The sequence below is a fragment of the Paenibacillus sp. SAF-068 genome, from assembly GCF_051967555.1.
GTDB lineage: Bacteria > Bacillota > Bacilli > Paenibacillales > Paenibacillaceae > Paenibacillus.
The window spans coordinates 842,567-867,657 of sequence record NZ_JBQCJX010000002.1 but is presented as its reverse complement, the minus strand read 5'-3'; the positions used below and the strand labels follow the sequence as shown (position 1 = coordinate 867,657).

General features: G+C 46.9%; 27 protein-coding genes. 4 read left to right on the top strand and 23 right to left on the bottom strand.

What is annotated here, in order from left to right; genetic code table 11:
- Positions 1–30 precede the first annotated feature (30 nt).
- The 8 genes from ACTHPG_RS17725 to spoIIIAA all read right to left on the bottom strand — a co-directional run bounded on the left by ACTHPG_RS17725 (position 31) and on the right by spoIIIAA (position 5,813).
- On the bottom strand, positions 31–849 hold the full coding sequence (locus tag ACTHPG_RS17725) for a SpoIIIAH-like family protein (RefSeq protein WP_440390798.1): 819 nt from the start codon (positions 847–849) through the stop codon (positions 31–33).
- 66 nt (positions 850–915) lie between these two features.
- Positions 916–1,554, bottom strand: a complete 639-nt coding sequence (gene spoIIIAG / locus ACTHPG_RS17720; protein WP_440390797.1) for a stage III sporulation protein AG — start codon at positions 1,552–1,554, stop codon at positions 916–918.
- Between the two features lie 15 nt (positions 1,555–1,569).
- Positions 1,570–2,400, bottom strand: coding sequence for a stage III sporulation protein AF (spoIIIAF, locus tag ACTHPG_RS17715; RefSeq protein WP_440390796.1), 831 nt, complete (start codon positions 2,398–2,400; stop codon positions 1,570–1,572).
- Positions 2,401–2,431: 31 nt separating this feature from the next.
- The gene (spoIIIAE, locus tag ACTHPG_RS17710) at positions 2,432–3,574 is read right to left on the bottom strand and encodes a stage III sporulation protein AE (RefSeq protein WP_397376270.1); all 1,143 of its coding nucleotides are present in this window, start codon (positions 3,572–3,574) and stop codon (positions 2,432–2,434) included.
- 68 nt (positions 3,575–3,642) lie between these two features.
- Positions 3,643–4,032 carry a stage III sporulation protein AD gene (spoIIIAD, locus tag ACTHPG_RS17705; protein WP_017687586.1) on the bottom strand — a complete coding sequence of 130 codons (390 nt, stop codon included), beginning with the start codon at positions 4,030–4,032 and terminating at the stop codon, positions 3,643–3,645.
- Between the two features lie 32 nt (positions 4,033–4,064).
- Positions 4,065–4,268, bottom strand: coding sequence for a stage III sporulation protein AC (gene spoIIIAC / locus ACTHPG_RS17700; RefSeq protein ID WP_017687585.1), 204 nt, complete (start codon positions 4,266–4,268; stop codon positions 4,065–4,067).
- 29 nt (positions 4,269–4,297) lie between these two features.
- Positions 4,298–4,816, bottom strand: a complete 519-nt coding sequence (gene spoIIIAB / locus ACTHPG_RS17695; RefSeq protein ID WP_440390795.1) for a stage III sporulation protein SpoIIIAB — start codon at positions 4,814–4,816, stop codon at positions 4,298–4,300.
- Entirely contained in the window at positions 4,809–5,813 is a 1,005-nt protein-coding gene (gene spoIIIAA, locus ACTHPG_RS17690) for a stage III sporulation protein AA (protein WP_440390794.1), read from the bottom strand. Before spoIIIAA ends, spoIIIAB begins: the two co-directional genes overlap by 8 nt.
- A 263-nt stretch (positions 5,814–6,076) precedes the next feature.
- Here spoIIIAA and ACTHPG_RS17685 point away from each other — a divergent pair, with 263 nt between their 5' ends.
- On the top strand, positions 6,077–6,826 hold the full coding sequence (locus ACTHPG_RS17685) for a 2-phosphosulfolactate phosphatase (RefSeq protein WP_440390793.1): 750 nt from the start codon (positions 6,077–6,079) through the stop codon (positions 6,824–6,826).
- An 88-nt stretch (positions 6,827–6,914) separates the two neighbouring features.
- Here the strand turns inward: ACTHPG_RS17685 and ACTHPG_RS17680 are convergent, their stop codons facing one another.
- The 5 genes from ACTHPG_RS17680 to ACTHPG_RS17660 form a co-directional block, all read right to left on the bottom strand.
- Positions 6,915–8,168: an aspartate kinase gene (locus ACTHPG_RS17680; protein WP_440390792.1), complete on the bottom strand. Its 1,254-nt coding sequence runs from the start codon at positions 8,166–8,168 to the stop codon at positions 6,915–6,917.
- A 179-nt stretch (positions 8,169–8,347) separates the two neighbouring features.
- Positions 8,348–8,905 (bottom strand): elongation factor P, encoded by a 558-nt coding sequence (gene efp / locus ACTHPG_RS17675; protein WP_339166411.1) that lies wholly within the window; start codon positions 8,903–8,905, stop codon positions 8,348–8,350.
- A gap of 289 nt (positions 8,906–9,194) precedes the next feature.
- Positions 9,195–10,268, bottom strand: coding sequence for a M24 family metallopeptidase (locus ACTHPG_RS17670; RefSeq protein WP_440390791.1), 1,074 nt, complete (start codon positions 10,266–10,268; stop codon positions 9,195–9,197).
- A 39-nt stretch (positions 10,269–10,307) separates the two neighbouring features.
- Entirely contained in the window at positions 10,308–10,751 is a 444-nt protein-coding gene (gene aroQ / locus ACTHPG_RS17665; protein WP_062835278.1) for a type II 3-dehydroquinate dehydratase, read from the bottom strand.
- A gap of 76 nt (positions 10,752–10,827) precedes the next feature.
- Positions 10,828–11,406: a YqhR family membrane protein gene (locus ACTHPG_RS17660; protein ID WP_440390790.1), complete on the bottom strand. Its 579-nt coding sequence runs from the start codon at positions 11,404–11,406 to the stop codon at positions 10,828–10,830.
- Between the two features lie 213 nt (positions 11,407–11,619).
- Here ACTHPG_RS17660 and ACTHPG_RS17655 point away from each other — a divergent pair, with 213 nt between their 5' ends.
- Both ACTHPG_RS17655 and ACTHPG_RS17650 read left to right on the top strand, forming a co-directional pair.
- Positions 11,620–12,612, top strand: coding sequence for a DUF1385 domain-containing protein (locus ACTHPG_RS17655; RefSeq protein WP_062835280.1), 993 nt, complete (start codon positions 11,620–11,622; stop codon positions 12,610–12,612).
- A 5-nt stretch (positions 12,613–12,617) separates the two neighbouring features.
- Positions 12,618–12,950 (top strand): hypothetical protein, encoded by a 333-nt coding sequence (locus ACTHPG_RS17650; RefSeq protein WP_440390789.1) that lies wholly within the window; start codon positions 12,618–12,620, stop codon positions 12,948–12,950.
- Positions 12,951–13,010: 60 nt separating this feature from the next.
- Here the strand turns inward: ACTHPG_RS17650 and ACTHPG_RS17645 are convergent, their stop codons facing one another.
- The 3 genes from ACTHPG_RS17645 to mntR form a co-directional block, all read right to left on the bottom strand.
- A complete protein-coding gene (locus ACTHPG_RS17645; RefSeq protein WP_440390788.1) occupies positions 13,011–14,012 on the bottom strand; it encodes a patatin-like phospholipase family protein in 1,002 nt (333 codons plus the stop codon).
- Between the two features lie 89 nt (positions 14,013–14,101).
- Entirely contained in the window at positions 14,102–15,712 is a 1,611-nt protein-coding gene (locus ACTHPG_RS17640; protein WP_440390787.1) for a family 10 glycosylhydrolase, read from the bottom strand.
- 210 nt (positions 15,713–15,922) lie between these two features.
- Positions 15,923–16,351 (bottom strand): transcriptional regulator MntR, encoded by a 429-nt coding sequence (mntR, locus tag ACTHPG_RS17635; RefSeq protein ID WP_062835284.1) that lies wholly within the window; start codon positions 16,349–16,351, stop codon positions 15,923–15,925.
- Positions 16,352–16,543: 192 nt separating this feature from the next.
- Here mntR and splB point away from each other — a divergent pair, with 192 nt between their 5' ends.
- A complete protein-coding gene (gene splB / locus ACTHPG_RS17630) occupies positions 16,544–17,614 on the top strand; it encodes a spore photoproduct lyase (RefSeq protein ID WP_440390786.1) in 1,071 nt (356 codons plus the stop codon).
- Between the two features lie 146 nt (positions 17,615–17,760).
- Here splB and ACTHPG_RS17625 read toward each other — a convergent pair whose 3' ends face one another.
- From ACTHPG_RS17625 to ACTHPG_RS17595, 7 genes are all read right to left on the bottom strand, one after another.
- Complete coding sequence (locus ACTHPG_RS17625; RefSeq protein ID WP_440390785.1) at positions 17,761–18,474, bottom strand: cytochrome c biogenesis CcdA family protein; 714 nt, start codon at positions 18,472–18,474, stop codon at positions 17,761–17,763.
- Positions 18,475–18,523: 49 nt separating this feature from the next.
- The gene (locus tag ACTHPG_RS17620) at positions 18,524–19,327 is read right to left on the bottom strand and encodes a metal ABC transporter permease (protein WP_278294255.1); all 804 of its coding nucleotides are present in this window, start codon (positions 19,325–19,327) and stop codon (positions 18,524–18,526) included.
- A gap of 52 nt (positions 19,328–19,379) precedes the next feature.
- Positions 19,380–20,138 carry a metal ABC transporter ATP-binding protein gene (locus ACTHPG_RS17615; protein WP_440390784.1) on the bottom strand — a complete coding sequence of 253 codons (759 nt, stop codon included), beginning with the start codon at positions 20,136–20,138 and terminating at the stop codon, positions 19,380–19,382.
- Between the two features lie 98 nt (positions 20,139–20,236).
- Complete coding sequence (locus ACTHPG_RS17610; protein WP_440390783.1) at positions 20,237–21,295, bottom strand: metal ABC transporter substrate-binding protein; 1,059 nt, start codon at positions 21,293–21,295, stop codon at positions 20,237–20,239.
- A 303-nt stretch (positions 21,296–21,598) separates the two neighbouring features.
- Entirely contained in the window at positions 21,599–23,623 is a 2,025-nt protein-coding gene (gene metG, locus ACTHPG_RS17605; RefSeq protein WP_440390782.1) for a methionine--tRNA ligase, read from the bottom strand.
- A gap of 458 nt (positions 23,624–24,081) precedes the next feature.
- Positions 24,082–24,333: a membrane protein insertion efficiency factor YidD gene (yidD, locus tag ACTHPG_RS17600; protein WP_440390781.1), complete on the bottom strand. Its 252-nt coding sequence runs from the start codon at positions 24,331–24,333 to the stop codon at positions 24,082–24,084.
- A gap of 2 nt (positions 24,334–24,335) precedes the next feature.
- A complete protein-coding gene (locus tag ACTHPG_RS17595; RefSeq protein WP_278294253.1) occupies positions 24,336–24,800 on the bottom strand; it encodes a Fur family transcriptional regulator in 465 nt (154 codons plus the stop codon).
- Between the last annotated feature and the right edge of the window lie 291 nt (positions 24,801–25,091).

Here is a 25,091-nt window from a genome sequence, read left to right as displayed (position 1 = left end):
GCTCCCGGGACTGTTCTTCCATGATTTGGATTACTGCTCTGTGACGTATTGCACACTGATTTTGTTCTGTGAAACCGCCAATTCTTTCATCACCAGATCCACAATGGACACGGCCTGTTTTACGTCCAGTTTGTCACTGAGGACCACCACTTTATACTTGTCGGCATCTTCTTGAACAATCGCATTGGCGAACTGTTGGGAGAGTGTCTCCTCAATGCCTGTGATTTTGGCTTCTTTTTCTTCCAATGTACGGAGTTGCTCCGTTGCTTTGGCGTTCTCTTCTGGCGTTTTGCTCAAGTCCCCAGCTACGGTCATCAGTTCCTCATACTTACGATTGTTGCTCTCTTCACGCTGCCATTGGTAGTTTTGGAACTGGCTGCTCGCAGATGCTGCCGTATTCTGCTCTTCCATTTCCTTGAGGACTTCCTCATCCGTTTTCGTGGCAGTGCCCTCAGCTGGATTGTCTGTCTCCGGTGTAGTTGTTGCCCCCTTGTCGGTCTCTTTGCCTGCTTCACCTTTGTTCTCGCCTGGTTCGACAGCAGGGGTTTTCTCTGCATTTCCTGCTTCTTTACCTTCCGTAGCTGCCGGTTCTTCAACAGCGCCAGTTGGACTTGGATCACTTTCAATTTCCCCGCTATTCACCACTTCATTTACAACCAAACCTTCTGTCGGATCAAGAATACCTGCCGTCTCCTTCGCTTCCCCTTGCTTGATCCCATCGACTTGCTGACTGTCAGCCACAGGCGCATTGATCGGACCGGAATCCTCAGTGAAAAGATAATACGCGGACAAAATGACCATCAGACTCAGCATGGACACCAGCCATACTGTTTGACGTTTGTTATTCATTAGAACTTCCTCCTCAAATTGGCTTCAATCTTATGAGAATTGAATCTTGTGATTCAACAAACCAAATTAGTCTTGTTTGCGCGGTACGACCGAGATCCGGTAAGCTGCCACATTCAGTCCTTTTTCCACAGCATCGGTTATCAAGTCCTTTACAACCTTGTTCTCTGCGCCCCTCGCAACCACAAGCACACCACGGATCTGCGGTTTGAGCTTTTTGGTCACGATCGGTGTCTGATCCCCTGATACTTCGTACGTAATGATCTCGCCATCACGGGTATATTGCGTCATATGGCGCTTGCCCCCGCTAGCATCAGTTTCTTCGGTAAGTTGCTGAGAATCTTTCACGTTCCGCTGAACGACCAGTTCTTCTGTAGAGTCCACAGTAACCATCACATCAACCGTTCCCACACCAACAATGTTTTCCAGCACACCTTTGATTTTGTCTTCAAATGCAATTTCGATCGCCTGAAAAGGGTTCTGATCCATTGGATCACTCTGTATAGACGCCATGGATGTTGCAGGGTCCGGTGGTTCGCGACCGATATTTTCGGAATCAATTTTTTTGACATTGACGAAGGAATTGAATAGCATGATTCCCACCCCGATCAAACCGAGGATAATCAGCCAGCGGAAGGTTTGACTCCTTCTTGCTCCCCCCTCTCCGCCACCCATCCAGGTTTCCATCTTTTTGAACCATTGCTTCATCGGACATCCTCCTTCTCACAGAACTTCAGCACTTTTCGGTTCCTTCACTTGTATTTTGTTTGCATCAACATCCCACTTTTCAGTCAGCAATGTAATAATCTGCACCGCATGTTCGGACCTTGTGGACGTTTCAGCATGCTGCTTCGTTTCATCTGCCTGATCACGTATAACAGGATCGGAAGACGCTTCATTTTTATCTGGTTGCCCTTTACTCACACCAATCTGTACGTCAGGCACTTCAATCTGACCAATCTGGATGGGCTGCTGTGTTTGAGGTGATTTATCCCTCTCGGATTGTGTGTCTGTTCCAAATACGGGTTGTGTATTGACAGCGACTTCTTGCTGCATCGCCCTCACTTCTCCTTCTGCACCCTCTCCTCCCATCTCGACCAACACACGCTGGATCACTGGCAGTTCGACGGATGAGGCAGCTTCCATCTCGGTTTCATATTTGCTCATCGCCAGCTGTACCTCTACGGATCGAACCCTCGCCCCTGTTGTTTCTTCAATCTGGCCTTTCATGACGTTAGCCAGTTCTTTCGCTGTCCATTGCAGGGATTGTTCCTGTTCACCCGCTTGCAGCCGCTTGCCCTGAGCCAAAATCTGTTCGAGTGTTTCATTGCCATTCGATGGAGCATCCATTGCCGACATTGCCCGTTTCAATTCGCCAACCGGGTCACTTTTGAGAAGCTTGGTTATGGGAGATAAAAGGGTCAGCAGGATGAGAAGGCTCAGCACAAGCTTGACATAACGTTCCATGGATCGATTGGGCAACAGCATATCCACGAAAGTCGCCAGCAGAACGATCATAATCAATTCCTGGAGCCAGTTGCTCAGCCACCCCATCCTTTCCATCCCCTTTCTTGCCAACATACATTCAGCGCATCATGACCGTCAGATTCCCCGCAGTCAGCAGGATGGTGATTGCCAGGAAAAACATCAACCCGACGGCTGCGAGCGCCGCAAATACGTAGATCATGCTCTTACCGATCGCCTGCAGGCATCCTACAATCGGGGTGTCTCCCAACGGTTGCATAATGGCACCGGTAACGTTGTATATCAAGGCAAGAGCCAGGATCTTGAGTGCCGGAAAGGCACATAGAAACAAAATGATGATGACCCCGGTAAGTCCGATTGCATTTTTGACAAGCAGAGAAGCTGTAATTACCGTATCCGTCGCATCCGCAAATGTTCTACCCACGACAGGGACAAAGTTGCCTGCGATGTATTTGGCAGCCTTCAGGCTGACTCCATCCGCAACCGATCCCGATGCTCCCTGAACCGAGATTACACCCAAGAACATCGTCAGCAGGATACCCAGCAGAGCCACACTAATATTGCGCAGGAGGTCTGCCAGCTGTGTCAGCTTGTACTTGTCAGACAATGAACTGACGAGATGCAGAACAGCTGAGAAGAAGAGTAACGGGAATACCAGCAAGTGAATCAAAGTACTCACCAGATGAATCATGAAAATGATGAGTGGATGTGTCACCGAGACGGTGATGACATTCCCCATGGACGCAAGCAGTGTGAATAACAAGGGAACCATGGCCATCATGAAGTTGATCATGCCGGTTATGGCATCCTTGGCGTATCCAATCGCCACACTGAAGCTGTTGATTGCAATGATGATGATGACCATATAACAGATGGAATAGGCGATTTTGCTAATATTATTTTTCTCAAATGCGGTCTGAAGCGTCTCCAGAATCATGCTGAGTACGCTTAACATCACAATCGTGACCAGAAGCTTGCCATTATATAAAATTTCATGCAGCATGAAGGTTCCTATCGCTACAAACACCGATTTCAGGCTGAACCCTTCATTGCCGGGGATTAACATATCCATGAAGGAAGGGGTCTTCCCATCCGGGAAGAAACCACCGTATTGTTGCATCAGTTGATCCCAGTATTTCTCCACCTGATCCTTGGGAAGCTGATCGGCCTGCTGCTCCATCCACTCACCGGAAGGCGAGGTTGCAGTAACCTGTCCCAGGATACCAAACAGAAAACAGAGCATCAGCACAACCGTAAGGCGCCACTGCGGCTTATGATGCATTGATTTCATATGAAGTCCGCACGCCCTTTCTACACCGGCATCAGCTTCATGACGGTTTCGATAATAATGCTGATGATCGGTATAGCAAGTACAAGGATCAGTACCTTACCAGCCAGTTCGATCTTGGACGCAATGCTCTCCTGACCTGCATCCCTGACAATCTGTGCGCCAAATTCAGCAATGTACGCTATGCCAATAATTTTCAGCACCGTTTTCAGATAAATACTTTCCATGCCTGAATTCTCGGCAAGCCGCTTCAACACTTCGATGACTGCACCGATCTTGCCAATTAGCAACATGAAGATGACAATGCCGGTCGCGGCTGCAATGAGGAAAGCAAACATCGGTTTCTGTTCCTTGATGACCAGAATGAGCACTGTAGCGATGAGCGCTAAACCTACAACTTGAATAATTTCCACAGGTCACCACCATCCGGCTTCATGACCGTTTTTCATTGAAAAAGAAATATCGATTTGATCTCTTGTAGCAGGCTGTCCAGCATACGGACCACCATGAACAATACAACGACAAATCCGATTACGGTCACCCAGTGAGCCATATCTTCCTTTCCCATTTGTTTCAGTACCGTGTGAATCATGGCGATGATAATTCCGATACCCGCAATTTGAAAGATTGCGTTCACTTCTAGATTCATGACCTTGGCACCTCACTATCCCGGCTATTTCAGAAGATCAGAATGACGATTAACGCTCCGACAAGCATCCCGAGGCTTCGGCTCATTCGTTCATATTTCATTTGGTCAGCCTGGGCACGGGATTCCTCATGCATTAGTTGTTGAATGGCTAACGATATATGTTTGGTCTGATCCAGACGGTCACTTGTGCCAAGGCTGAAGCTTAATTGCAGCATGACTTCCCGCTCGTCCGCCTTCATGGCCGATCTTCCCCACGCCAGATCCACGCCTGACTGCAGACTTTCCCGGGCAGTTCGTCCATGGGGAGGTTCCATCTGAGTGGCTGCATGAAGGAACAGCGTCTTTACAGGTTCTTTGGTCTGGGCTCCCATCTTGCCCATGGCATCGGGTAAGGGAGTGAGCCCATAGTTAATCTCCGTCATTAGTCGCTGGAGGGCAGCAATGAGTTCTCGCAACTGTCTCGGTCTTAATGCATACTGTCTGGCCTTGTAAAAACCGGCGAGGGTGCTGGCTAACAGAATGATTACCGCACCAAGCATGTTAACCAAAGGATTCACCTCCTGCCCCGCTCTGCTGCAACCCACGCATTTTTCCATCAGCCAGCCGAAAGGTCATGCCCCGGCTCGTCCGTTGCAGTTGGACATACCGTTGAAACATCTGCTCTGTAATTAAGCTTCTGAGGGCGGGCCTGGCCGATAGCTCCGATAGGTCACGACCATGAGCAGTCGCAATCACAGAGACTCCTGCATGAAGGGCTTCCATTACTGCCTCAGCATCCTCCGGACGACCGATCTCGTCCACAATCAGGACATCGGGCGACATGGACCGAAGCATCATCATCATGCCCTCAGCCTTTGGACAACCGTCCATCACATCTGTTCGGGGACCTACATCGAATCCAGGTACTCCCTTGTAACTACCGGCGATTTCGGACCTCTCATCCACAATGCCCACTTTCAGACGCGGACGTGCTCCTTGAACCAGTTCATTGCCCGCTGAAAGCTTAGTACCACTGCTAATTTGTCTCGCCAGATCTCGCAGCAACGTCGTTTTCCCTTGTTGTGGTGGTGAAAGGATCAACGTGTGCAGGACCTGTCCGCTCTTCATATCGAGAAGATAAGGAAGGATACGATCAGCCACTCCATGCACCTCACGGGCTACCCGAACGTTAAACCCATTAATGTCGCGCAGGTATTCGACACGTCCACTGCTTAGTACCGTCCGGCCAGCAAGTCCGATTCGATGTCCACCAGGTATGGTGATGAACCCTTTGCGCAGCTCCTCTTCCAATGTATAAAGTGAATGGTTACTGATCAGGTCCAGCAACCTGTGTGTCACTTCTTTCTGAGGAACATACGCTTCATCAGGATTGCCGGTCGGACTACCTTGAGGTGTAAGGAAGTGGTATGTGTTGCCTGCATTAATCTCCAGGGGTCTGCCTTCACGAATACGTACTTCCTCCACTTGTTCCAATAGAGCAGGCGGCATTCTTCCCAGAATGGTTCGAATCGGTTCCGGAAAAAGTTCCTTCCAGTTCACCTTCATGAGTAGGCTCCTCCAACCTTGAGATCATATGTTTTACGCTTCTGGCGCTTGTTCATATCTCAAGTTTATGCCTGTACATTTAATTTATGACGCTGAAATCTATCAATTCTTCAGAATACGGTTGAGAGTAGAAAGCATAGATCAACCTCCTGTTCTAGGCACCCGTCTAGAAATGCATGCATATAGTAATTGCAGATAGGTAAGTTCCATTCCGGTTCAAAACAGAACTACCCATCCCCAGATACAGAAAGGAGCTGTGGGGAGTGCGAGTCGATGTGGTTGGCAATGTGAATGAATTACGTACCATTGATATTGCAGGGCGAAGTGCAGTTGTTATTGATGTCTTGTGTACGACAAGTACAATTGTTACGGCTCTGGCATATGATGCTTCGGCTGTGATTGCCGTAGAGACGGTTCCACAAGCCAAACAAATGGAAGTGAAAGATTGTATTCGAGGCGGGGAGCGTTTTGACAAAAAAATCAACGGATTCGAAGTGGGTAATTCCCCCTATGAATATATGACCGAGGACATTACAGATAAAACGATCATATTGACCACAACCGATGGAACCCGAGCTTTGATCAAGGCTTCCAGGGCGAAACATGTACTAGCTGGATCATTTCTCAATGTCAGGGCTATCGCAGCAGTTCTATGCGAACTTCAACGAGATGTATTACTGTTATGTGCGGGGAATCAGGATGAATTTGCACTGGAGGACGCTTTGTGTGCTGGATGTATCATCGACGAACTGCACCGTCAATCCTGTTCTCCCATCCAACTAAACGATCTGGGCATCGTGCTCCACCAGGCGGTATCCCAATGTCAGGAGAAGATCCCGGATCTGGTGCAGAGATCCATTAGCGGGCGGAGACTTGAAAAGTTAGGCAGGGTTCATGATATTTCATATTGCTCTCAATTAAATCTGCTGGATGTTGTTCCCGAGATGGGGGAGGGCAACCGCATGCAACCTTATAGAGGCATACGCGGGGGAAAAATGTTCAAGTTGATGTGAGAATGGCTATGATTAGAAACAGAAAAAAGGTGTACTGCTGCCCGTTGGCATCAGTACACCTTTGCTAATTTACATACACAGAAACACCTTATCTGCGATCTTGAGGTCCGCCGATAACGGCTTGCTCGGCTGTGTCGAGATCATATGCTGTATGCAATGCCTTGATGACGTCATGCAGCTTATCTCCGTCAATGACACAAGATACTTTGATCTCGGAAGTACTCACCATCTTGATGCTCACGCCTTCAGCAGAAATAACTTTGAACATCTTCGCAGCTACACCAGGGTGACTGACCATGCCTGCGCCAACAATGGAGATTTTAACGAGGTTCTCCTCTGAAGTAACCTCACGGTAAGGCAGGCGGCTGTGAAGGCCTTCAATGACACGCAATGCGTTCTCACGATCAGACAGCGCAACAGAGAACGAGAAGTCCGCTTTGCCATCCATTACTCCGCTCTGAACGATAATGTCCACATCCAGCTGATTGGATGCAAGCGCACCAAATACTTCAGCCAGAACTCCTGGTACATCCGGCACACCCAAAATACTGATGCGAGCCACATTTTTGTCATAGGCAATACCACTAACCACTACGCCTTGTTCCATTGCTGCTTCCTCCTTCACAACCGTTCCTTCATTATGGTTAAAGCTGGATCTTACAATTAAAGGTACACCGGAATGCTTCGCGTACTCTACTGCACGCGGATGCAGCACCGCTGCTCCCAAATTAGCGAGTTCCAGCATTTCGTCATACGATATTTCCTTCAGTTTGCGCGCAACCTTAACGATCCGCGGGTCTGTTGAATAGATACCATCCACATCCGTATAGATCTCGCACGCATCAGCCTTAATGGCTGCGGCCAGCGCTACGGCTGTTGTATCCGAACCACCACGACCCAGCGTTGTGATCTCGCCGTCTTCCGTCATGCCCTGGAAACCTGCCACAATCACAATATTGCCTTCAGCAAGCGCTGCATTTACACGGTCAGGTTGAATATCATGAATACGTGCTTTTCCGTGAACCGGCTCTGTGCGGAATCCCGCTTGCCAGCCCGTAAACGATACTGCCTTACGTCCAAGCGCTTGAATAGCCATCGATAACAACGAGATCGAAATCTGTTCTCCTGTCGTCAATAACATATCCATCTCACGAGCAGGCAGTTCACTATTCAGTTGTTTTGCCTGATCAATCAAATCATCTGTTGTATCCCCCATGGCCGAAACCACGACTACACACTGATGTCCTTCATCAGCTTTTTCTACAACACGTCCGGCTACACGCTTCATGCGTTCTGTATCTCCGACCGAGCTGCCCCCAAATTTCATGACGTACAATGACAACGCAAATCCACTCCCTACCTTGTGCAGTATGCATAATTGATGTCCATCGTCATTATTCTCTACGAGAAATGACTTTAACCCAGTATATTACGAAAGCGCCTGATAGGCTAATCTTTTTTCGAAAAAACCCTCTGCCAAAGGAATGGCAAAGGGTTGTTAAAGATTACATCTTGTGAAAGTTACGCACGGGAAGAGTATTTACCTTCACGTGTGTCAATCAGGAGAACGTCACCTTCGTTAATGAACAAAGGAACCTGTACGTTCAAGCCTGTTTCCACTTTTGCATTTTTCGTAGCACCTTGTGCTGTGTTACCTTTAACGCTTGGCTCAGTCTCGACTACTTTCAACTCAACACTTGTTGGCAAGTCGATTCCGAGGATTTCACCTTGGTAACTAACGATCTTAACGACCATGTTTTCTTTCAGGAAGTTCAATTCCCATTCCAGTTGATCACTAGTCAATGTAAACTGATCATAAGTTTCGTTATCCATGAACGTGTGCTCTGTACCGCTTGCATACAGGTAGGATACGCCACGGTTTTCGATGATGGCACGACCAATAGTTTCGCCTGCACGGAATGTTTTTTCAACCGTGTTACCATTACGCAGGTTTTTCAATTTGGAACGTACGAAGGCAGCGCCTTTACCTGGTTTAACGTGTTGGAAATCAAGCACGGTATAGATATCGTTGTCTACTTGCACAGTCAAGCCTGTTTTAAAATCGTTTACTGAAATCACAAAAAATCCCTCCTGATATGGTTGAAAAGTAGGTGATATAAGACGATGGGTTAATGTTATATGTAAAATGAATCCAAGAAAGGCCACCTCGTTCACTTCGATTGCAGTACCATCCTCCGATCACTGTTATCCCCAGATTTTTTGAGCCCATTATTAATGGTAAAATTCGGTGATAAAGGCGAACGCTTCGCTTCTTCAGATCGGTTCTGCACTCTCCGTTTTGGTGGAATTTCTTATTTTCAATTTAAATAGCACATTAAAAACCGTCTTATATCCCTGTGGCTGAAATTTAGCCGATTACGGTGAACTTCTTGTCCGACTTCGTGAGAATATGAATACCCGTCTCGGTAATCACTACGTCATCCTCGATACGCACGCCGCCAAGCCCATCAATATATATACCCGGTTCAACGGTAACAACCATACCCGGTTTCAATACATCGTCGCTAAGCTTGGACAAGCGGGGAGCTTCGTGAACTTCCATACCCAGACCGTGGCCTGTGCTGTGTCCGAATTGATCTCCATATCCGTGACCTGCAATGATATCACGAGCCAATGCATCTGCTTCCCGTCCGGTCATGCCCGGCTTCAGGTTCTCTAGCGTATGTAACTGAGCTTCCAGTACAATGTCATAAATTTTGCGCAGTTCAGGTACAGGTGTGCCTGTTGCAATGGTACGTGTCAGATCTGAACAGTATCCGTCCAAAAGTGCACCAAAGTCAAATGTAATTAACTCATTCTGTCCGATGACCTTGCTGCTCGCTACACCGTGAGGCATAGCAGAACGTTCACCCGATGCTACAATCGTGTCAAACGAAGAGGATGTTGCGCCATGTTTGCGCATGAAAAACTCCATCTCCAGATCCACTTCACGCTCCGTCATGCCTGGTTTTGCAAACTGCAAAACGTGGCTGAACGTGGCATCTGCCAGATCTGCAGCTCTCTGCATAACCGCGATCTCGTCTTCATCCTTGAACATGCGAAGTTGTTCCACGATCCCGGATACAGCTTTTAGATCAATAGACTGAAGTGCTTCAGCATAAGCGGAATGCGTGCCGAATGTAACACTATCCTGCTCGAAGCCAACTTCTTTGATATTCGCGGATACAAGCAGTTCACGCACCGTATCCATCGGCTTAGCTCCATGCTCCACAACAGTGAATCCTTCGGCCTGCTGAGGCGCTTGAGCCATGTAACGGAAATCAGTCAACAAGAAAGCATCCTGTTCTGTAATCAGCACATATCCCGCCGAGCCTGTAAAGCCCGTCATATAACGACGGTTAATCGGATTTGTAATCAGCATTGCTCTGAGTTCACGCTCACGCATGGCTTCACGCAACTTATTTACTCGTTTGTTTTCCATCGGTAACCCTTCTTTCTCTCACATTCCCGGGTTCCCGGCTCAGGTTTGTTTGTCCAGATGACGCACAAGAGCCAGCAATCCCAGTTCATAGCTTACTTCGCCAAATCCGGCAATCTGCCCGATTGTTTCCGCTGCAATCACTGAATGATGTCTGAACGCTTCGCGTGCATGAATGTTGGATAGATGTACTTCAACCGTAGGGACTTTTACAGCATTGATAGCATCACGGATAGCATAGCTATAATGGGTAAATGCTCCGGCATTCAAAATTATTCCGTCTGCCTCCCCCATCGCTGCATGAATGCGGTCAATGATGTCCCCTTCATGGTTCGATTGATAAAAAGCGATGGAGACGCCAAGTTCATCAGCCTGTCTGCGAATTTTGTCCTCAATATCCTTCAGACTAAGCGTTCCATAGATGCCCGGTTCACGCACACCAAGCATGTTCAGGTTCGGACCATTGATCACAATAATTCGTTTCATCGCTGCTCCACCCTCTCTGCAAATAACCATCTGCTATTTTAACACAGCCATTGCCGGATTGAGAAGCTTTTTTGCGCTATGCCCCCGCTTGCTCCGGCTCACGTTTGCGTTCATCCGTGTACTCCATGGCTACTGTGTAACCAATGAACAGCCCCCATAGCAAAAAGAAACAGAGTTCCGTGAAGATCGAATCCCACGTCAAACCGTTCAAAGGCTTCATCATCCCCACTTTTGGTCCGACAAGTACAAAGAGAATTAGCCACCAGACGATACCATACACCATGCCCGGTATAGGCCCTTTCAGTTTTCTAATCGTGAACGTATAGAGCAAGGAAGCCAAGATGGAAAAAACGATAAAAAACAGCCATCCTGTCAAATGTCCTGCTGCGGTATATATATATTGATGTTTGAAAAAAGGCTCAGCCAGAAATCCGACAGGTACAATCGTAAAATGCAACAGGTAGAATAGCCAATGTAGCCCACCCCATATAAAACCGGCAAAGAAGCCAAGCTCTAAAGCAAAGGAAAATGGCTTCGTATAGTAGTGGGCTTGACCTTGCCTCTGGGTAGGGCGCCTGCCCCTGTCTTTTTGCTGCCGTTCTTTCAGACGTTGACCTTCCTGGGGTGATGTATCTTCATGCTTGCGTTCTGTCATCGATATTCTCCTTCATTCAGTTGATAATCCCGTACTATGCCTCGAATTTTCTGTCTGATTCTAGGAGGTAGTATGTTCAAAACAGGACAATCTTAACAACAACCTGCAAGGATTGACTCACAAACTAGAAATTGCGCTTAAAATTCGATACAATAGGGTTATTAAACTGCCTTTGATCGCGAAGGCCTAGAACAGAATAGGAAGGTGAATAATTTGCCTCAACAATCCAAGCCTGTCAGCTATGGGGGGCAAGCTGTCATTGAAGGCGTAATGTTCGGTGGGAAACATGTCAACGTTACAGCTGTTCGTAGAAAAGACGGCGAAATTACGTATCTGGAAGTTCCCAAGCAAGACAAGTCCTGGGTCACGAAATTGCGGCGGATTCCTTTATTACGCGGAATTGTCAGCATTATAGATTCAAGTGTCAAAGGTAGCAGACATCTCAATTATTCTGCTGACGCCTATGCTGATGATGAACTGGAACCGGAAGAGAAAGCCAAACAAAAAGAGAAAGAGGGCTCAGGCTGGAGCCTTAGCATGATTATTGGTGTAACCGCCGTAGCCATCCTTTCATTTCTTTTTGGTAAAGTGGTGCTCACATTGCTTCCTGTTGTTATCGAGAATTTTCTATTCAAAAATGCATTCGACAATCAGTTTTTGCATAATTTACTGGAAGGCGGCATTAAGCTGATTCTGTTACTGGCCTATCTGTGGTTAATCTCACAAACGCCGATGATTAAACGTCTCTTCCAGTATCATGGAGCGGAGCACAAAGTCATCAGCGCACATGAAGCTGGTGAAGAACTGACACCGGAGAACGTGCAAAAGTACAGCCGGTTGCATTACCGCTGCGGAAGCAGCTTTATCATGTTGACTGTCATTATTGGAGTATTCCTATACTCCCTCTTCACATACGATAACCTCTGGGAACGTATGGGTCAGCGTCTGTTGTTATTGCCAGTTGTGCTAGGCATTTCTTTTGAACTGTTAAAGCTCACGAATTCGGTACGTGATATTCCTGTACTGCGTTATCTCGGCTATCCAGGATTGTGGCTGCAATTGCTGACAACAAAAGAACCGACCAACGAACAGGTAGAAGTATCCATTGCTTCGTTTAACCGGATGCGTGAGTTGGATGCCAAGCTTGCCAATGTCTCTGCTACATCAGAAGTACCTGTTGCAACACTCGATCCTGTGAAAGGGTGAATGATATGAACAAGCAGGCAATCTTATTTTGGACGTTCATCGCACTAGCTGCTGTTGGAGTCTTGACCTGGCTGGGAAATGCTAGTCCATCCAGGATCATTATTCCTCTGGTCGTGTTCGGAGCTGTATTCCTGCTGTACAAATATCCGCCTCGTCGCTGGGCAAACAAAGCCAAATCACCAAAAATCAAGCCATCGGCACGAACCATGGCGAAAGTCAAAGCACAGTCCAGTGCCAGAAAGAGCAGCGGCACTTCAAAGAAACGCAAGGATTATCCTTTCCAGGTGATTCAGGGACAAAAAGGTAAAAGCGATGAAGATATACCGAAATATCACTAAAAGTTACTGAGCACACAAAAAGCAGTTCTCCCAGCACGCGGAGAATTGCTTTTTTCACGTTTATATAGGAATCAGAGGTGGAGCTTCTGCTTGTTTCTTGCGCAATTCTTTTCTTTGTTTGTCTAGCTGTTCATCATATATTTTCATATTCCACCCGTTGAAAAACTCGCTCCCTGCGGTAGCGCCTGACCGATACAGGGCGGTGCTGTCCTGTAATGATAAATGAAATTGCGTCGGTTTAATGCCAAGTGTTGGTATTTTCACTGTACGAAACCGGTTAATCTGTTCGATGTAGCGTTCATCATGTGCTGTGAGCATCGTCTCCACAAGAGCCTGAAGCATGCTTAGTGGACCTTTAATCCGGGCAGGTTCCACTTCCGTCTTCCCCACCATTTTGAAACCGACAACCGGAATAACGTCTCCTCCTCGTTCTGAACGATCACCATCGAAGAGCCACAACGGAAAATTGCTAAGCAATCCACCGTCGACTACATATACGAACTGATCTTGAAAAGGAAGGCCTTTGGAGAATATTGGTGATTTACGTATGACGACTGGATCGAAAAAATACGGAATACTACAACTCATGCGTACCGCTTTCGCCACATCCAGCTTGGCAGGATCAATGCCGAACCGCCGAATATCGTCCGGCAGCACCAGGATGGTCCCATTGGATATATCGGATGCGGTAATAAGCAACTTGCCTTGCGGCAAGTCAGCGAATGTGCGAATTCCTTTCTGCGCCAGCATCTTGCGAATCCATGATTCCAACGCTTCTCCCGAATACAGTCCTTTCTTCAAGAACAGCCTTGCTGCGGGTCCGATCCATCGGGTATTAAATATGGGGGAACGACGCAGCAATGAAACAAAGGGTGTATTCTCAATAATGTCTTTCATCTCTTCGGCCCGGTAACCCGCCGCTAGCAGCGCAGCTACAATGGAGCCAGATGATGTGCCAGCCACCCGATTGAACTGAATGCCACAATCCTGAGCACCTTGCACAGCACCCGCAAGCGATATTCCCTTGATGCCTCCACCTTCAAATACCGCGTTAATTAACATCAAAAAAACCCCCGTTCTCCAGGCAGCACATTTCTACTGCCACTCTATGAGAACAAGGGTTTGTCTTATCACTATGTTGTTAAAATGTTTTATAGACCATAATAGGCTTTCAATTTGGCGATCAAGCCGAGAGGATTCTTGGTCAGGTACTGTGAACTAAAGAAAATGTCCCCTTTGACCGAGCCATACTTCTTGTTGTAGTTCAGCTGATCAATGATCTCCTGTGATGTCTGCCAGCCAATCTCCGGCGTACCTAGCTTATATGGAGAGTGGCCGATATACAATTTTACATTTGTGTTAGCTACTTCATTGGCCCACCAGTCCACGACTTTGTCATAACGTGCTGCGCTTAGTGTCATACTCCAATATACCTGAGGAGCGACATAGTCGATCCATTCCTGATTAATCCATGTCCGCACATCTGCATTCATGCTGTCATACGCGGTTACTCCTGCTTTGGTATCGGAACCAGTCAAATCAACAGATTTGTTACGCCATACACCAAATGGACTAATTCCATATTCAACGTTAGCTTTCACGCTGTGAATGCTTCGTCCAAGCTGCTTGACGAACTGATTAATATTGTCACGACGCCATTCAGCACGGTCTTTCGTATTCAATGCGTTATAGGTTTTGAAGGCTGCATCATCATTAAAGGTCACATTGGATGGATAGAAATAATCATCGAGATGCACACCATCAATATCATATTGATTGACCACTTCCATGATTGTATCGATAATATGCTGTCTGGCTTCCGGGATACCCGGGTTAATGTACATTTTGCCGGATGCATTCACAATCCAGTCTGGGTGAAGCTTGGAAATGTGATTTGCAGCCAGATTGGATGTATTCGCCGAATTCGTTGCTCTAAACGGATTGAACCAGGCGTGGAACTCCAAGCCACGTTTGTGTGCTTCCTCGACCATGAACGCGAGGGGATCATAACCTGGATCTTTCCCCTGTGTTCCTGTCAGAACGCTGTTCCAAGGTACCAGAGCTGAAGGATAGATGGCATCCCCATTGGCTCTCACTTGAACAAATACGGCATTAATGCCCATACCTTGCAGTGTATCCAGCTGTTTCGTGTACTCCTGCTTTTGCTTCTCGACATTACCCTTGGCCCCGGATGAAGGCCAGTCTCCATTCACAGTGGAGATCCAGGCTCCCCGCATCTCTTCAGATGCCGGTACAGTGCCCGTACCTCCAGGCTCCGCCGGGGTTGCCGGGGTTGGTTCAGGAGTTGGTACTGATTCGTCGCCTGTGTACAGATCAATGGTCTGGGCGCCCTGATTCCAATTTACCCGAATGCCTAGGTTCTCACTGACGAATCGGATGGGTACCATGACCCGACCTTGTTTTAACTCTACCGAGGCATCCAGACCAACAATAGCGTTATCCACGGTAGCCTGCTGGCGTCCGCTTGTCATCGTGATGACCGAATCGGATTTCTGAATGGTCACGGTACGAGTAGCTTGCGACCATAGAACAGACGCACCCAGTCCTTCGCTGATGACACGCAGAGGTACCATCGTTACATTTACTTTGGGCAAGATGTATGGTGATACATCCGATTCCAAGCGGTTGCCGTCCAGGAAAATAGCGATTTCCTTCTGCCCGGCTGCTTGTGCCGTCATGCCTGCTGTCTGTAATCCAAGTACAAAAATGAGCAGCAGCATCAATCCTTTACGAACATTCATTAGTGCAGTCCTCCAAAATCATTATAAATTTGCGGTAAATTCTACTAGTTTAATAGACGCTTCAACTGTTCGATTAGTTGCGATAATCACCAAATTATGGTGTCCATGCAACCAAAAAATGCTTCCTGCCGTTGAAACGGCAAGAAGCATCCTTTGATCACAGGATACGGTTCATTGTATATCACCATGTGTTTATTCCACTGCTGAAACTTAAGACTCTGTATTGCTCATGACGTCCTGAAGATTTTTGAGGTCACGCAATCGGCTCTCATCTTGACGGAAGTATTCAACCAAGGACTCAATACATGTGATAGAGTCCCAGCTCAGGTGATGTTCAATGCCTTCAACATCATTGTAGATATTTTCTTCCTGTACACCAATTGTTGTCAAAAATTGTTCAAGCAGATGATGGCGCTCCATCAAACGTTTGCCCATCTTTTTGCCTTTTGGTGTAAGTACCAGTCCGCGGTACTTCTCATAGATCAGGTACTCGTCTTTGTCCAGCTTTTGGATCATCTTCGTCACCGATGAAGGATGTACTTCCAGTCCTTCAGCTATATCAGACACACGAGCATAGCCCTTTTCATCAATTAATTTGTATATACGCTCCAAATAATCTTCCATACTGGGCGTTGGCATCTGCTTCCCTCTTTTCTCTCTGACCGGCCCCTATTCGTGCCTGGTCCCTATCTTATAATGATACATGTTATCAATACGCATTGGCAAGTCCTGCACCTTTCGCAGCGCGCTGTTACACAAGTAATTGGCAGGCGTGACTTCTCCCCGAACGAGGCAAACTAAGCAAAGTTCCGCATCGAAAGGAGTGATTTCGTGAGTACAAGTGTAGCCTCACCACCAGTTCGTAAAGCAAAAGGTACTAAACCCTTTATTCCCGATTTGGTGTATTTTGAACCCGGTGCGTTGGAATATGATAAAGGCAAACGGATTATGGAATGGGTGACATCCAAAAACATCCCTTATCAGATGACCACATCTCATAACCGAATCACCAATCTGCCCGGTGAAACCGAACAGGAAAAGTACCGGATGGCGAAGCGTACTCTGGTCGTCGGTGTACGCAAAACACTCAAGTTCGACCAGTCGAAACCTTCAGCGGAATATGCCATCCCCATCTCTACAGGCTGTATGGGGCACTGCCATTATTGTTATCTTCAAACGACACTTGGTGCGAAACCTTATGTTCGTGTCTATGTTAATACTGAGGAGATCATACAGGCAGCCAAAGGATATATTGAAGAACGCGCGCCTGAAATCACACGATTTGAAGCCGCCTGTACGTCTGATCCCGTAGGACTCGAGCATATCACGGAGAACTTAAGTGACTTGATCCGTTTTATGGCGGAAGAAGAATATGGACGATTGCGCTTCGTAACGAAGTATCATCACGTTGATCCGCTGCTGAACATTAAGCATAACGGTCACACTCGTATTCGGTTTAGCGTCAATTCAGATTATGTCATTAAAAACTTTGAACCGGCTACCTCCAGATTTGAGGAACGCATTGAAGCTGCTGGCAAGATTGCACATGCCGGTTATCCCCTGGGTTTCATTATCGCTCCTATTATGTGGTATGAAGGCTGGGAAGAAGGGTACTCAGAGCTCTTGCAAAAGCTCGCAGATACGCTTCCAGAGGAAGCAACCAAGGATCTTACCTTTGAGATGATTCAGCACCGTTTTACCAAAACAGCCAAAGCGACCATTGAAAAGCGTTATCCCAAAACCAAGCTGGAGATGGACATTGAGAAACGAAAAATGAAATGGGGCCGCTGGGGACAATACAAATATGTGTATAAGGATGACCAGCAGGATGCATTGCGGGAGTTCATTACCGAACGCATCTTTGAACATTTCCCACTAGCCAAAATTGATTACTTCACCTAAAACTTAAACCAGGATTGTTCGACATGATATGCTGGTATGGCATTCTTAACAAACGATTAAAAAGCAGGTTACATCATCCAGAAAAACTCTGGATTCATGTAGCCTGCTATCATACATAATTAAAAATTCAAATTCTGTTCATACGTTTAAATAATCATCCAGTCTGGTGTAATCTGCTGCAACCAGATCGTAATCTTCGTCATCTGGTCTGTAAAAAGCAATACCCCAAGGAATAGCATCAATGCTCCCCCGATTTTCATCATGACATTGGAATACCGTAATATCCAGCGTGTCGAACCGATGAAAAAGGCCAAAATGAAAAACGGGATGGCAAACCCAGCGGTATAACCTGTAATGAGCGCCAGCCAGGTTGTGGGCTCACTCGCAGCCATCGCAATGATTGTTGCGAGAATGGGACCAATACAAGGCGACCATCCTGCTGAGAAACCGATACCAAATATGAAAGAGCCCAGATAGCCTGCTGGTTTCCACTTCATATCCAGCTTTCGTTCCTTCATCAGAAACTGCGGCTTGAACAAACCAAGCAAAAATAACCCCATAAGCATAATCAAAATCGCAGACAATTGCCGAATCAGTTCCCGGTTATCATTGAAAAATTGGCCAAACAGTCCGGCACCCAAGCCAAGTGAATAAAACACAGCCGAGAAGCCCAGAATAAACGCCAGCGTGTGCGTCATGGTCTTAAAGCGGACTTCCCGTTGATTGCGGTCATCCTTCAATTGTTGCACCGTCATCCCTGTAATATAAGAGAGATATGACGGATACAACGGAAGACAACATGGTGATATAAATGAGACCAAACCTGCTACAAAAGCCATCCATACATTAACATCAGGCATGAAGCGGATGTCTCCCTTCCCCGGGCTCACGTGCTTGCTCGTTCAGTCGTCAGGCTCGGAACCCTTTTTTTCCAATCATCGTCAGAATCAGCATCATGATCAGCAATAGTACGATTGTTGCTCCCGGTGCGAGGTTCCAGACTCCTGCTACGACCAGTCCAAGGACTACGGCAATTTCGCCGATCACCACAGACAAAATAATGGCAGATTTGAAACTTCGGGCCATCAATAGGCTGACTGCAACCGGAATGGTTAATAGCGCAGACACCAGAAGCGCACCGACAATCTTAATTGCCGTGCTAATGACAAGTGCTGTCATTACAGTGATTAACATGTTCAGAATTCTCACAGGCAACCCTGTGACCGCTGCCGCATCTTCCTCAAAGCTGAGCAAGAAAAATTCCTTATGTAACAACGCCACTACAATCACCACGATCAGCGTAACCACACCTACCAGCTTCAGATCCGTAGCGTCTAATGTATATATGCTGCCGAACAAATAACTCATAACATCTGCATTATATCCTTTACCGAGCGTGAAGAACAAGGAAGCCAGCGCCACGCCACCGGACATGATAATGGCAATCGATAATTCGGCGTAACTCTTGTACGCTTTACGCAATTTCTCGATCGCAAACGAAGCAAGCACAGCAAATATCAGACCTACCGCAATGGGATACACTTCAATCAGGAATCCAAGCGCTACGCCGGCGATGGTCACATGAGACAAGGTGTCTCCAATCATGGATAACCGCCGTAACACCAGAAACAGTCCGATCAACGGCGCGGTGATACCAATTAGCAAACCACCCGCCAGCGCACGCTGAAAAAAATCACTCATTAATATTTCCAAAACAAACACGACTCCTTCGGCCTTGCTCTAATCTAATGCGCCTTATATACGTCTAGCGTACCTGTGCTGTAGTATGTTGCAGGTTAGTCTCGGCACAATCTTGCAACTCATGCGAATGACGGACATGGAAATTGATTTTGCCATTCGTTACCGCAGCTTCAGAACCCAGATAACTCTCCATCCGATCCATATCATGAGACACCATCAGAAAAGTCATACGGTGATGTTCATGCATATGCGTAATCAGTTCAAAGAAACTGGCTTGTGATTCAGCATCAATACCTACTGTGGGTTCATCCAAAATCAACAGATCCGGGTGATTGATAAGCGCTCGTGCCAAGAATACTCGCTGCTGCTGTCCGCCAGACAACTGACCAATACGTTTGTTCGCCAGATCCTCGATTCGCATGACTTCCATCGCATCCGTACACTGTTGCTGACATTTGCGAGACATACGACGAAACATGTTTTTGTTGTTGTACAAGCCAGACATAACCACTTCTCGAACAGTCGCAGGGAATAATGGGTTAAATGCGTTCTTTTGTGGCACATACCCGATTCGTTCCCAGTCTTTGAATCTGCGAATCGACTGTCCGAATAGTTTAATATCTCCTTGCGCTGGAGGCAACAGTCCTACCAGCATGCGCAGCAATGTCGTTTTACCCGCCCCATTGGAACCGATAATCCCGACAAAGTCCCGCTCCTGGGCCATAAAATCAAGATTCTCAATCACTCGCTGGTCCCCGTAGGAAAATGATAGTTTCTCGATCTCTATAATTGGATCATGACATAATGGCATGATTTGCTGCATGGCAAAGCCGCCTTTCATTATATATGGGGATCTCATAGCACCTAAGAGCCTTCACCGCGAACGGTAAAGACTCTTAGGTCTGAATCCTTCATTCTATCTTATTTTAATGCGATCAGCAGATTTTGCAAATTTTTCTCCATCAAAGTGAAATAATCATCCCCGTTGGTTGCCTGCTCCTTGGTTAATCCCTCAACCGGATTAAGGACCATGGTCTCCACTCCTGCTTCACTTGCCAATGTTTTCGCCAATTTGTCAGATACCAGCTCTTCGAAGAAAATGTACTTAATGCCTTCGTCTTTAACCAATTTCGCAAGCTTCACAATATCCTGTCCTGTCGGTTCAGCATCCGGGGAGAGTCCCATAATGGCATGCTGGGTTAGTCCATAATCACGCGCAAGATAGCCAAACGCTTGATGCGAGACAACAATTTCGTTGTTCGGTACGGTAGCCAACTCATCTGTAAAACGCTGATCCAGCGTCTCAAGCTTGGTATGAAGCTCTTCGTAACGCTGTTCGTAACCTGCTTTGTGATCAGGATCTGCTTCGACCAGACTATTTTTGATGTTTTCAGCCATGATCATGGCTGATTTCGGACTAACCCACGTATGTGGATCAATATGATGATCAGCGACATCTTCACTGGTAGCCTCATCAGCGTGTTCATCTGCATGCTCGTCTTCATGCTCTTCGCCATGCCCATGCCCGTCATCACCTTCAGCGGTCAACAGCTTCACACCTTCGCTAACGGCAACAGACTTCACCTGTGTATCGCTATTCAACGATTTTAGGAAATTCGGCACCCATCCTTCCAGTCCAGCTCCATTATAGAAAAACAGCTGTGCCTTGGATGTATTAACAATATCCTGACTCTTCGGAGTCCAGTCATGTGGCTCTACCCCCGTTGGCAGCAGGTTAATGACATTGGCATCTTCACCACCGATTGCTGTCGTAAAAGCATATACAGGATAAAATGTCGTCACAACGTTTACTTTACCTTCCACAATCTTCGCACTATTGGAACGATCCTGCCCACACGCAGACAATACCAGCAAAGTGAGAATAAACAAACCCGTCCACAGCAACTTCATGTTGCCTCTTTTGCTCGTCTTTCCTGTCGGGTTATCCTGAACTTGATGTTGCATTTTATAAAATGTCATTATGATTCACTCCGTATCTCTTAATCGTAAACATTACTGAAAGAATTATAGGTAACCTGAACCTACTTGTCAAGCTATCCCGTCCTATTCATTCTTTCCTGAAGTCCGGAGTTCATAACAGTATATGCTTGTTCTCTTCCCTTCAGATATGAATTATACCAATAAAAAAAGGGACCCGAATTATATCGGGCCACCTTGAGTCATAGTTACGACAGTATTTGAAGCAATTTCATAACTCATAAGAAAGGATTTTTGTAACTACCCTTGATAGAAGCAGCTAAAGGTATATGAAATTGATTCTTTTTATTTCACTTGTGCGCCATTAGGCATGTTGTCTGGTACTGTAGCAAGTGTAAGCTGGTCACCATGGGACGCTGCAAGGATCATACCCTGAGACAGTTCACCACGAAGCTTCACCGGTTTCAGGTTAGTCACACAGATCACTTTGCGTCCAACCATCTCTTCTGGCGAGTAAAACTTCGCGATTCCTGAAACGACTTGGCGCTGCTCATAACCCAGATCGAGTTGCAATTTCAGCAATTTATCTGCTTTTTTGACCGGTTCGCAGGAAATGACTTGAGCCACACGCAGTTCAACTTTGGCAAAATCGTCAATACCGATCTCTTCGGTACCCTCAGGTGCAGTTACTGGTTCAACAGCTGCCGAAGTTCCAGCATCTGTTTGACTTGCTTCAGGCTGTGCCGCTTTTTGGCCGCCAGTCATCGCTTCTGAGATATAAGCAATTTCCTGTTCGGAATCCAGACGCGGGAAGATTGGATCACCTTTTTGCAAGGCGTTTCCAGCCGGAACCAGACCCCATTGCTTGGCTGTATCCCAAGCCGTGAGTTCACCTTCCTGAATGCCGAGCTGTGCCCAGATTTTATGAGGAGCACGTGTCAGGAACGGTTCCAACAGAATGGAAGCAATGCGCAAGCTTTCGATCAGGTGAGCCATAACGGATGCCAATTCATCGCGTTTTGCTTCATCACGAGCCAGCGCCCATGGCTGCGTCTCATCAATGTATTTATTGGTGCGGCTGACAAACTGGCTGATCGCTGTCAGTGCTACGGAAAACTGCAGGTTTTCCATCGCCTGTTCCACTTTTTCTACCGTGGCATGGCCTGCTTCTTCCAGCGAAGCATCAAATTCCGTTACATTCGATGCAAACGCAGGGGCTTTGCCTTCGAAATATTTGTCTACCATGGCAACTGTACGGTTCAACAGGTTACCCAGATCGTTCGCAAGATCGGAGTTGACACGTTCTACGAAGCTCTCCGGTGTAAACGTACCATCGGAACCAAACGGCACTTCACGCAGCAGGTAATAACGCAGTGCATCGAGACCATAGCGGTCAATCAGAGTGACTGGATCAACGACATTGCCTTTGGATTTGGACATCTTGCCATCCTTCATCAACAACCAACCATGTGCAAACACTTTCTTCGGCAATGGCAGATCCAATGCCATCAACATAATTGGCCAATAGATCGTATGGAAACGAACAATTTCTTTACCTACCAGATGTACATCCGCAGGCCAGAACTTGTTATACAGGGATGCATCGGATGAACCATAGCCCAGAGCTGTAATATAGTTGGACAATGCATCAATCCACACGTAAACCACGTGTTTTGGATCGCCTTTAACATTGACGCCCCATTCAAATGTAGTACGTGATACAGCCAAATCTTCAAGACCCGGCTTAATGAAGTTGTTGATCATCTCGTTCTTACGAGATTCCGGCTGAATAAAGCCCGGGTTCTCTTCATAATATTTCAACAGACGATCTGCATATTTGCTCATGCGGAAGAAGTAGGATTCTTCTTTGACCAATTCAACCGGGTGTCCGCTATCCGGGCTCTTGGCTGAGATAATCTCGCCCTTTTCATTCTTCTCTACATCCACCAGTTGAGTCTCCGTGTAATACGTCTCATCCGGAATGCTGTACCAGCCTTCATACTCACCTTTGTAGATATCTCCCTGTTTCAGCAAACGGTCAAAGATATCCTGAACGACGGTTTTGTGACGCTCTTCGGTTGTACGGATAAAGTCGTCATTGGAAATGTCCAGCTTTTTCCACAGTTCCTTGATCCCCACAACGATATCGTCGATAAAAGCTTGCGGTGTCTGTCCTTTCTCTTGTGCCTTGCGCTCAATCTTCTGGCCATGTTCGTCGGTTCCTGTCAGATAATGAGCATCATACCCACGCAGACGCTTATAACGAACCATCGCATCTCCCGCCACAGTGGTATACGCATGCCCAATATGCAATTTGTCACTCGGATAATAGATCGGGGTTGTCAGATAAAATGTTTTTTGGTCAGCCATGAATGACTTCTCCTCCTTCAAATGTTCCTGCTTCATGTGATCCCTTCGTCCAAAACAACTAAAAAAGAACACAAAAAACTCCCGCCCCTATGGGACGAGAGTTGCTCTCACGTGTTACCACCCAAATTCCCCATGTTTTTCACAAAACACAGGCTCTGTCGGTCCTTCGACCGCCCATTAACGCTGGATCACGCCTCAGCCTTACGACAGCAGCTCTGAAATCACTGTCTGCACGCTCGAAAGAGGTTCCTCCGGGACCATGTTCCATCCTCCTCCCAGACCGGTTCTCAGCTCATCCGGCTCTCTGCACTGGGGGTGTGTCTGTACTTATCCCTTCACTGGAAAATCATATAGGAAAAATATACTGAAATGCGAGCCCCTTTGTCAAGTGGACAGCATCCTCAAGTTCAATCCATTACTGCTTCTTCCAGGCCACCCGAATGCTTCAGGTTATAACCTTACTCCGATACCAGAGCGGACTTCTCCGCCTTTGGTGGCACCAGATCCACTCCACCAGGATGAAAAGGGTGACATTTGGCAATGCGTTTTGCTGTTAACAACGAGCCTTTGAGCGCACCGTGCACTTCAATCGCCTCCATGGCGTAAGCCGAACAGCTTGGGTAGAACCGACATGTTGGCGGCGTTAATGGAGAAATATAGTTGCGGTACACCCGAATGGGTGCCTGAGCTATTCTGCGCGATAACTTCATAATTAATGCTTCCCGTGAGCGTGATGATGTCCAGAGACCGCTTTGGCCGGAGCATGCTCAGCACAGTCCTTGCAATATCCAAACACCTCGAACTTATGGTCTACAACCTGAAATTGCTCAGGCGCATCCGCAAGTTGCATCGGGCAAAAAATAATAGGATATGTCTTCTGACACTTCAGACAGATCATATGATGGTGATGATGATCTTCACTGCAGTGTGCTTTGAATTTAACGCCATCTTCGAAGATGACCTGTTCCAGTACACCTAGTTCCTGCATCACACGCAAATTTCGATATACTGTGTCAAAACTCAGTCCGCTGTAAGTCTTACCCATATATTCATAGACGTCCTTGGGTGTAAGATACCCGGGGGACTCGGCAAATAACCGGGCCAGTGTTTTCCGCTGATCGGTAATGCGTAGCCCCTGTGAGGACATGGTCGAAATAATCTGTTCTGTCGACAGCATGATCTAAAGCACCTCCTGTCATACGAGCATTTTTCCTCATCTGTATACATCTAATAATGCATCAAATTACGATTAGAGTCAACGAAGCCACCGGGTTGGGTCATTCCAACATCACATAAAAAGGACTCCATATACACGCATTGCCATTACGTTTAGCTTTGAGCTAATGACATTGCATGTGGATGGAATCCCTTCCTGACGGTTCAGATGATCAATCGTTCGGGCGACTTTTGGGGTGAACGGGTATATATGATATAAGCTTTCACTCCAAACCGTCCGTGCATGTTCATG